Source organism: Sphingomonas asaccharolytica NBRC 15499 (assembly GCF_001598355.1).
Lineage (GTDB): Bacteria > Pseudomonadota > Alphaproteobacteria > Sphingomonadales > Sphingomonadaceae > Sphingomonas > Sphingomonas asaccharolytica.
Genome location: NZ_BCYU01000035.1, coordinates 36,028 through 45,152, shown reverse-complemented (window position 1 = coordinate 45,152; position 9,125 = coordinate 36,028). Strand labels below are relative to the sequence as shown.

Here is a 9,125-nt window from a genome sequence, read left to right as displayed (position 1 = left end):
AAGCGGCTCGGCGCGTGGATCGCGTTCGGCGCCCTCGCGCTCGGCGTCGTGGTCGCCTTGCTCCCCGCGCTGCCGGCGCGGCAGGAAACGGTGACGATCGGGGCCAAAGGGTTTTCCGAACAATATATCCTGGCGCGGATGATCGGCCATCGGCTCGAGGCGGCGGGTTATCGCGTGCGCTACAAGGAAGGGCTGGGATCGGGCGTGATGTTCGCCGCGCTGACGTCGAGCGATGTCGACGTCGCGGTCGATTATACCGGCACGATCTGGACCAACGAGATGAAGCGGACCGACACGCCGCCACGCGATGCGATGCTGGCGGCGATCCGCGACTGGCAAGCGAAGCAGGGACTCAATTTGCTCGGGCGGATGGGGTTCGAAAATGCCTATGCCTTCGCGATGCGCGGCGATCGCGCCAAGGCGCTGGGGATCGCCAGCCTTGACGATCTGGTGGCCAAGGCGTCCGATCTGAAGTTCGGCGCCGATCTTGAATTCCTCGAACGCCCCGAATGGAAAGCGGTGCGCGCCGCCTATCCGATCCGCTTCGGGTCGGCCCATGCCTACAACCCGACCTTCATGTATCGCGCGCTCGAAAGCGGGCAGGCGGACGTCATCTCGGCTTTCTCGTCCGACGGGCGGATCGCGGCGGACAGGCTGACCGTGCTGAGCGATCCCAGGGGAGCTATCCCCAATTACGATGCGATCCTGACCATCGCCCCGCGCCACGCCAGGGATGCGCGGATGATCGCGGCGTTGAAGCCGCTGATCGGCCGCGTGCCGATCGAGGCGATGCGCGAGGCCAATTACATGGTCGATCGCGACGTCGGGAAGGTCAGTCCCGATGCGGCGGCGCGGTGGCTGGAGAAGAAAGTGGGGTTGTAGGGGCGCGCGGGAGCGCTGGTGGCGCGAGCGCGGTAGCCGGCTTCTCGCCGCGGCAAAGCCGCGTCGGACGGCGCCTTTGGCGTCGCCGGCCGGGCCGGCGTCTCTCCCGGAATAGCGGCCGCTATTCCGGGGGACGCTGGGCCTAAAAAAACACCTTCCTCACACTCAGTCGGATCGTCCGGCCCATCGGGTCGAGATAATCGGGCTGATAACTGATCGGCGTGTCGCCATTGGCGTCGCGGACGCGCTGGCGCGAATCGAGGACGTTGTTGAGCGCCAGTGTCACCCGCATCCCCGCGGCCCAGGGGTTCTTCTTGAGGAACTTGAGCTGCTGGGTGAGGTCGGCGAAGAAGCGCAGATTGATCGTCCCGAGGCTAGAAAAATCGAGCGGGTTCGGGTTGCCCGGGGTGCCGCCCAACACATGCGTACCGCTCTGCCAATCGGCCGACAGGCGGACGCCCAGGCCGTTATTGGAATAGCCGGCCTGCGCCTCGAGTTCGTGGCGCGACTGGCCACCCGACCCGATCGCGCCGCCGTTGAGCAAGTCGATAACCGGGAGCGTCGGGGAAATCTCGACCCGATCGGTGAAATGCCAGGTGTGGTAGAAAGCGAATTGCAAGCGCCCGCCGCCACCGCCGAACGCACCGCGTCCGCCGCCACCGCGCCCACCGCCGCCACCGAAGCCGCCGCCGCCGAACCCGCCACCGCCAAAGCGTCCGCCACCCGGACGGCCGCCGCCGGCTGCGCCATCCTGGGGCTGCGTCGCGTTAGGGTTGTTACCGTCTGCTGGCGGCGTGCCGGTGCCATTGGGTGTGCTGCCATCGCCTGGTGGCCGTTCGCCGAAGCGGCGGTTGTTAGGCAGGCGCAAGCCCTGGAACGGATTGGGACCCTTGCCGGCACGGAACGCCTCGATCTGTTTCTGCAGCTTCGACTTGAGCGGATGAGAGAAATTGAAGCCCCAGCGCAATTCGGAGCGGTCGGTGCGCGCGAAATTCACCGCGCGCGTATCGATCGCGGTCAAGTCACCATCGGCGTCGCGCGTGAAACGGTCGGGAAAGGCGGTCTCCACCGCGGCGGTCGCCGACGGGAAGCCGGAGATCGCGTTGCGCACGCTCGACTTCACGTAATTGGCGGTCAGCGTGAAGTCGGTCTTTTCCCACGGCTTCAACGTCAGGCCGATCTTCAGCGTATGCTTGCTGTCGGCGTTGAGGAAGGGATTGCCACCGGTCGTGCTGGTGACGCTGACCGTCTCGCCTTTGACATAGTCGAATACGCGGACATTCGGCGTGACGACCGTGGGATTGGCAAGCTGCGCCGCGGACGGGGCATCGTCCTGATCGGTCACCGAGGCGATGAACCGCACGCCCTGGATCGGCTGCCAATTAGCGCCGTAACCACGAGTGGTCAGCGTGCCGAAGTCCGACAACTGATGGACCGCGTAATTGCCGTTGAGCGACAGGTCCCCGATGAACGCCAGGACATGTTTGGACTTGCTCGCGATCGGCACATCGAGATTGATCTGACCCGAGGCCTCGTTGCGCGTGGTCGATCCGCTGGTGCTGACCAACCCGCTCTGCGAGTCGAAGCGATACGACTGGCTGTCGAGGCTCGACAAGGAACCTCCGACGCGGATCGCGGTCGAGATGTCGCCGGCGGGCAGCTTGAGCAGCTTGCCGTTGACCAGCGCGTCGATGCCACCGCTATTCGATGTCGATTGTCCGCGATTGGCCGGCGCCACTGCATAATCGAGCGGATTAATCGGGCCGAGCGGATTGAAGGTCGGGTCGCCCGCATCGAGCCTGGCCTGAAGCGCGCTGACGTCGAACCCCGTCTCGCTGAACGTCTCGCTGTCGACGCGGTCGTAATTGGCGGTCAGCGACCAGCGCCATTGCGTCCCGAACTGGCCGTTAAAGCCGGTGCCGAGATGATAGGTCAGCGCCGAACTGCGTTGCTTGAGCGGATCGTAGCCGGTCGCGACACGGTCGATGTCGACATCGCCGGCGGAGGTCGAAAACGGATTGCCCGCGGGCAAGGTCAAATCGAGCGTCGGCAGGCCTTGGGCGCCGGTCGATTCGGTGTACTGAAACGTACCGTTGATCGTCGCATTCACCTTGCCCAGCGGTCGGGCGTAGACGAGGTTAGTCTGGAAATTGCGGCTCGACGACAAGAGCGTGCGATAGGGTCGCTGGTCGAAGCCCGGATTGAGATCGATCGTCCCCGGTACGGCGGGCTTGCTTATCGGCGACAGGATGTCGCGCTCATTTTCGTACAGCGGCGAACTATCGGTATAGCCGGCGTGCAAACTGAAACGGTTGTTGCGGCGGATCGTGACGATGTCGCCGGTCACCGACGGCGTGTTGCGGCCGCCTTCGGTCGCGACCTGGTCGCCTAGCTCGGTGGTAATCGACTTGAAACGCTGGCGCAGGACGATGTTCACGACCTTCTGGTCGGCGGCATAGCCGTATTTGAGCGCGACTTCCTCGGGCAGGATGTCGACGCGCGCGATCGCCTCGGTCGGCAAGTCGCGGATTTCGGCGAAGCTCGAGATGCGCCGGCCATTGAGCAGCACGACCGGCGCGCCGCCCGATCCGCGGTCGCTGCGGATCTGCGGGGCGAGTTCGTTGAGCAGGTCGCTGACGCTGTTGACGCCGTACGAACGCACATCGGCCGGGCCGAGCGATTGTTCGGGCGGAATGTCGCCGACGACCGCACCGGGCAGGCTCCGCGAGCCGGTGACGACGATGTCGCTCTCGTCCGCGCCATCGTCCGCCGATTGCGGTGCGGACGCGGGCTTCGACTGCGGCGGTGCGGGACTCGGCGCGGGCGCAGGCGCGGTCTGGGCGTGGAGCGCGACGGGCGCGCTGCCGGCAAGCAACAGGGCAAGGCTAATCGAACGACGCATTTATTATCCGCTACTGGTCGGGAGCAATGCAGGCCACTACATTCGAATTGTCGCAGAATTGTGCCGTTTCGGTGCCTTCCTGACGGCGCGGTTTTTCCCGGGAGAAGGCGATGCGGATCACCGTCAACGGCGAAGCGCGTGAGGTGGAGGCGGACGTCCGCACCACCTTGCTCGACCTGTTGCGCGAACATCTCGGTCTGACTGGCGCCAAGAAGGGGTGCGACCACGGCCAGTGCGGCGCGTGCACGGTGCTGGTCGACGGGCGGCGGATCAACGCCTGTCTCAGCCTGGCGGTGATGCATGAGGGCGACGAGGTGGTGACGATCGAGGGGCTCGGCACGCCCGACCATCTCAGCCCGTTGCAGGCGGCGTTCCTCCATCATGACGGTTTCCAATGCGGCTATTGCACGCCGGGGCAGATCTGTTCGGCGACCGCGATGCTCGACGAAGTCGCGCAGGGCTGGCCGAGCCATGTCAGCGACGATCTCGACCATGTCGTGCTCGACGACATGGAGATACGCGAGCGGATGAGCGGCAATATTTGCCGCTGTTCGGCCTATCCGACGATCGTCGCGGCGATCCGCGAGGTGGCCGAGGCTGATGGCGCGCTGGCGGAGGCGGCGGAATGAAGCCGTTCGACTATGCGCGCGCCGAAACGGTGGACGAGGCGCTGGCGGCGGGGGCCAGCGGCGGGCGGTATATTGCCGGCGGGACAAATCTGATCGACCTGATGAAATTGCAGGTCGACACGCCGGGCAAGCTGGTCGACATCAGCCGGCTCGCGCTCGATGGAGTCGAAGAAATCGATGGCGGCGGCGTGCGGATCGGGGCGCTGGTGCCCAATAGCGATCTCGCCGCGCACCCGCTGATCCGCGCGCATTATCCGATGCTGAGCCGGGCCGTGCTGGCGGGAGCGTCGGCGCAATTGCGCAACAAGGCATCGACCGCGGGTAATCTGCTGCAGCGGACGCGCTGCTATTATTTCTACGAGACGGCGGCGGCCTGCAACAAGCGCGAGCCTGGTAGCGGGTGTGACGCGATTGGTGGGTTCAACCGCATCCACGCGGTGCTCGGCGCGTCGGCTTCGTGCATCGCGACCCACCCATCGGACATGGCGGTAGCGTTGCGCGCGCTCGATGCGGTGGTGGTGACGGCGCTGCCCGATGGGGCAGAACGGCGGATCGCGCTCGGAGATCTCTACCGCTTGCCGGGCGATACGCCCGAAATCGAGACCAACCTCCAGCCAGGCGAACTGATCGTTGCGATCGAGCTGCCCGCGCCGCCACCGGGGCGGCAACTCTATCGCAAGGTACGCGACCGCGCGTCCTATGCCTTTGCCTTGGTGTCGATCGCGGCGGTGGTGGCGGTTGAGGATGATGTGATCACCTCGGCGCGACTGGCTTTCGGCGGGCTGGCACCGATGCCGTGGCGCAGTGCCGAGGCAGAGGCGGCCCTGGTCGGCAAGGCTGCCGGAACCGAGGCGTTCGAGGCGGCTGCCGACGCGTTGCTCAAGGATGCGCGCGGGTACGGCCATAACGACTTCAAGATCGTGCTCGCGCGGCGCACGCTGATCGCATGCCTACGCGACCTCACGGCGTAGCGGGCTGGTCGGTCGCCGCCATCTCGACCGGCTGACGGCCTTTCCAATCGGTGCGCTCGGCGGTCTTCCACGCCGCGTGAAGCCTGGCGTGACCCATGCCCAGGCCGATCCGGTCGGCGGTCTCGGCCCAGCCTTCGCCGATCGCCGCGACGCGGACATTGGTCGGCCCCGGCGGCAGGTCGTCGACCCAGCCGCTGATCGCGGTCGGATTGAATATCGCCAGCCCCAGGGTGGCCAGCGCAACGATCATGCTGGCCCATTTGAGCGTCGCCTGGCCGTCATCGCCTTCATCGGGAAGATCGACGGGGAATTCGTAAAGGTCGGACATGATCGGCTCTCTCAGAAACGGAAGTAGATGAAGGGCGCGATCCCTTCGAAGCGCATCGCGTCGACCACCAGCATCGCCGCGACCAATGCGCCGGCGAGTGCGGGAGCGGGCAAGCTGCGCAGCCGCTCGGCGAACCGCGTCATCGAGTCCCAGCGCAACGCGTGGATGGCGAGGCCGAACGCGATCAGCACGACGATCAGCGGCGTGACGGTGACCGCACCCGTCGCCGGCGCGACAATCCCGCCGAGATAGGCCAGCGCGTCACCGAAGCTCGCCGCGCGGAAGAAGATCCATCCTAAAGTCACGACATGGAAGGTCAGCACGACCTTCGCCCAATGCGGCAGGACGATCTCTCGAGTGCGCGGGCTCGTTGCCCAGACCCGCTCGACCACCAATGCCGCGCCGTGCAGCCCGCCCCAGATCACGAAGGTCCAGGCGGCGCCATGCCACAGCCCACCGAGCAGCATGGTGATCATCAGGTTGCGATAGAGCCTGAACTTGCCGCCGCGGCTGCCGCCCAGCCCCTCGATATAGAGGTAATCGCGCAGCCAGCGCGATAGGCTGATATGCCAGCGCCGCCAGAATTCCTGGAGCGAGGCCGATCGGTAAGGCCGATCGAAATTGCGTGGGAAGCGATAGCCGAGCAAGGCGGCGATGCCGATCGCCATGTCCGAATAGGCCGAGAAATCGCAATAGATCTGGACCGCATAGCCATAGGCCGCGACGATCAGGTCGAGCGAGCCATGGGCGGAAGGCGCCGAGAAAACGGGGTCGACGAATTGCGTCGCCAGCTCGGAGGCGGTCACCGCTTTCTTGAACAATCCCCAGACGATCAGCAGCAGCCCCATCGAGACCATCCCGCGATTGAGCTTTGGAGTCTGTTGGAACTGGGGCACGAGATCGGCGGCGCGGACGATCGGCCCGGCGACGAGGTGCGGAAAGAACGACATCAGCAGCAATATGTCGAGCAATCGCGCGGCGGGGACGCGCCCGCGATGCACATCGACGACGTAGCTGATTCCCTGGAAAGTGAAGAACGAGATGCCGACGGGCAGGATCACCTGCATCAGCGGCGCGTCCTGACCGATCCCGAACAGGGTGAGCAGGCTGCCCGCTTGCTCCGCGAAGAAGTCGAAATATTTGAAGAAACCGAGCACCAAGAGATTGGCCGCGACGCCGCCGATCAGCAGCGTCTTGCGGGCACGTGCATCGTCGCTACGCGCGATCAGCGCGGCGATGCCCCAGTTGATCAGCGCAGAGCCGATCAACAGCGGTACGAAACGCCAGTCCCACGCGCCATAGAATACCCAACTCGCGACGAGCAGCAGCAATTTGCGCCATTCGTTCGATCGCGCGGCCCACACCGCGGGGAAGACGACCAGGAAGAACAGGCCGAAGGTCAGCGTCGGGAACAGCATCGCGTCACTCGCTCGTAGCAGCGTCGAGATCGGCCTGGAGCCGGGCGGCGAGCGCCTGACCACCGGGCCAGCGGAAATGGACATGGTCGGGGCGCATCATCGGCGGCACTGCGTTCGTCCACGCGCGTGCAGCGCACGGGCCGCCCATCGCTGCTTGCCAATCCCAGAGGGCGATGCCGAGATCGCGCGCGACGTCGCGCTGGATGCCGCGAACCCGCCCGAGCGCCGGCGGTGCGATCAAAGGGGGCGTTACCGCATCGGGGCAGCCGAGCAGCGCGCCCTCCGCATTGGCCTTGAGCGCCTGATTACGGGTCAACGCGTCGGGTGGGCCGAGCATCAGCAATGGGACGCCGGGCGCGAGCGTGCGCAACCGATCGATTTGACCGCGCAAAACCGTTTCGTAGTCGAGCGGATCTAGGTGCGGCGAGAACCCCTCATTGGTGCCGAAGGCCAGCACGATCAGATCGGGCGCATAAGCGCGCAATTCCTCGGCGATCACCGCATCGTCGGTGCGGCCGAAATGCCGCAACTGCGCGCCGACCACACCGAGATTGGACAGCACCACGCCGCCCTGGTCGTGGAACGTCGCCCAGGAGGTGATCGTCGTGGGACGATCGCCGGCGGTCACGGTGACTGACGATTGCCGCGTAGCGCTGCGGATCGTCGTGCAGCGCGGGGTCGAGACGGGAGCGTCGAGCGTGATGCGCTGGTCGACTCCGCCGAGCCGCACGGTCAGCGTCGCATCATTGGGGCCGGCCATCGCGCACAGCACGAAGCGGTCGAAATCCATCGCCGGGCTGTCGGTGGTCAGCCCGATCGTCGCGCCGGGCTCGAGCGAGGTCAGCGAATAGCTCGACAGGCCGAGTGGGACGGCCGCATAGTCCGACCCCTTGCCGAAGCTCGCGGCGATCCGCCAGCCGGGCGACATCGTCGCTGTAATCCCATGGGTGATGTAGCCATCCCATGGCCGCCCGGCGGCGAGCACGCCGCGCCCGCCATTGCCGTAACGTGCCTGGAGCAGGTCGCGCCACGCGCCGGTCAGCACATCGCCCGCGGTATGGCTGTCGCCGATCTGGACGATATGCACCGGCCGCATGCCTGGGGTCCGCGCGCGCGCCGCGTCGAGCCGGGTGAAGACCGGCCTGAGCGTCGCGAGATTGCAAGCCTCGCGCTGGCAATCGTCGGCAGCGGCGGCGCTGGGGAAGAGCAACGCCAGGGCAAGAGCGAGCGCCTTCACTGTGCGACCTCGGGCGCCGAAGCAGGAGCCGTGTCGATCGCGCGGGTCGCGTCGACATAATCGCTGATCCGCGTCGCCAATCCCTTGGTGATCCACAGATAGCCGGCCATCGACATGTGGATGCCGTCGCCTGCGCGCAGCAACGTGGGCTTGCCGCTCCCGGGGGCAGGCAGATAGTCGGCATATTGACCTTTTTTGTCCGACACGAGCGGGCGGGTGTCGATGACCGGCACGTCGAGCCTGGCCATTTCGCTCGCGTAGAAAGCGTTGACCGCGCCGATATCGGCGTCGGTTTGCGCCTCGCGCATCCGCGGCAGGCCGACCCAATAGACCATCGCATGGTGCCGGCGGAGCAGCCCGACGAAACGGTCGAGCCGGGCCGCGATCTGCGTTTTCCAGCGCTCGCCGAGCATCGGGCCGTATTTGCCGTCGTCGGTGACGATACCCAGGGCATCGTTGGCGCCGAACGAGACCACGGCGATGTCGATCGCTTCGGACCCGATCTGCTCGGCGGTATGCGCCTCGATGTTGAGCCGCTTGTAGTGAGTGAAGCCCGTTGCCGGCTGGCTATATTTGACGACGTCGAAACTCGCACGTGGCAATTGCTGCTGCAGCGCCCACCACACGCCATCGCCGTACGAATCGCCGAATACCGCGACGCGCACCGGACGGCCTTGGCGCAAGGTGGCGATCAACTGCTTTTGCGGCACCGATCCACACAGGCGTGCTGCAATCACTTCGGGCGGTGCGGCGTTCGT

General features: G+C 65.9%; 8 protein-coding genes. 3 read left to right on the top strand and 5 right to left on the bottom strand.

Translation table 11 applies throughout. The annotated features are described in order from the left end of the window. Positions 1-882, top strand: an 882-nt coding sequence (locus tag SAS01S_RS11345; RefSeq protein WP_281179321.1) for a glycine betaine ABC transporter substrate-binding protein, incomplete at its 5' end; no start/stop codon positions are given. Between the two features lie 142 nt (positions 883-1,024). On the opposite strand, the gene SAS01S_RS11340 is transcribed toward SAS01S_RS11345, so the two are convergent. Continuing rightward, entirely contained in the window at positions 1,025-3,784 is a 2,760-nt protein-coding gene (locus tag SAS01S_RS11340) for a TonB-dependent receptor (protein ID WP_066807959.1), read from the bottom strand. Positions 3,785-3,894: 110 nt separating this feature from the next. Between SAS01S_RS11340 and SAS01S_RS11335 the strand changes: the two genes are divergently transcribed. Together SAS01S_RS11335 and SAS01S_RS11330 are read left to right on the top strand one after the other, a co-directional pair. Continuing rightward, positions 3,895-4,413 carry a 2Fe-2S iron-sulfur cluster-binding protein gene (locus SAS01S_RS11335; protein WP_084238851.1) on the top strand — a complete coding sequence of 173 codons (519 nt, stop codon included), beginning with the start codon at positions 3,895-3,897 and terminating at the stop codon, positions 4,411-4,413. Beyond that, complete coding sequence (locus SAS01S_RS11330) at positions 4,410-5,384, top strand: FAD binding domain-containing protein (RefSeq protein ID WP_066807957.1); 975 nt, start codon at positions 4,410-4,412, stop codon at positions 5,382-5,384. Before SAS01S_RS11335 ends, SAS01S_RS11330 begins: the two co-directional genes overlap by 4 nt. Here SAS01S_RS11330 and SAS01S_RS11325 read toward each other — a convergent pair. The 4 genes from SAS01S_RS11325 to SAS01S_RS11310 are packed head-to-tail and all read right to left on the bottom strand — an operon-like array spanning position 5,374 to position 9,104. Beyond that, the gene (locus SAS01S_RS11325; protein ID WP_066807955.1) at positions 5,374-5,712 is read right to left on the bottom strand and encodes a hypothetical protein; all 339 of its coding nucleotides are present in this window, start codon (positions 5,710-5,712) and stop codon (positions 5,374-5,376) included. The two genes, SAS01S_RS11330 and SAS01S_RS11325, sit on opposite strands and share 11 nt — an antisense overlap. 11 nt (positions 5,713-5,723) lie before the next feature. After that, entirely contained in the window at positions 5,724-7,130 is a 1,407-nt protein-coding gene (locus SAS01S_RS11320; RefSeq protein WP_066807954.1) for an MBOAT family O-acyltransferase, read from the bottom strand. A gap of 4 nt (positions 7,131-7,134) precedes the next feature. Continuing rightward, on the bottom strand, positions 7,135-8,367 hold the full coding sequence (locus SAS01S_RS11315) for a GDSL-type esterase/lipase family protein (RefSeq protein ID WP_157082778.1): 1,233 nt from the start codon (positions 8,365-8,367) through the stop codon (positions 7,135-7,137). Then, positions 8,364-9,104, bottom strand: a complete 741-nt coding sequence (locus tag SAS01S_RS11310) for an SGNH/GDSL hydrolase family protein (RefSeq protein ID WP_245656857.1) — start codon at positions 9,102-9,104, stop codon at positions 8,364-8,366. The genes SAS01S_RS11315 and SAS01S_RS11310 overlap by 4 nt, the downstream gene beginning before the upstream one ends. Between the last annotated feature and the right edge of the window lie 21 nt (positions 9,105-9,125).

What these genes read in the sequence shown, in the direction of transcription:
- SAS01S_RS11340 (WP_066807959.1), bottom strand. Translation starts at nt 3,784, where the DNA reads ATGCGTCGTTCGATTAGCCTTGCCCTGTTGCTTGCCGGCAGCGCGCCC.
- SAS01S_RS11335 (WP_084238851.1), top strand. Translation starts at nt 3,895, where the DNA reads ATGCGGATCACCGTCAACGGCGAAGCGCGTGAGGTGGAGGCGGACGTC.
- SAS01S_RS11330 (WP_066807957.1), top strand. Translation starts at nt 4,410, where the DNA reads ATGAAGCCGTTCGACTATGCGCGCGCCGAAACGGTGGACGAGGCGCTG.
- SAS01S_RS11325 (WP_066807955.1), bottom strand. Translation starts at nt 5,712, where the DNA reads ATGTCCGACCTTTACGAATTCCCCGTCGATCTTCCCGATGAAGGCGAT.
- SAS01S_RS11320 (WP_066807954.1), bottom strand. Translation starts at nt 7,130, where the DNA reads ATGCTGTTCCCGACGCTGACCTTCGGCCTGTTCTTCCTGGTCGTCTTC.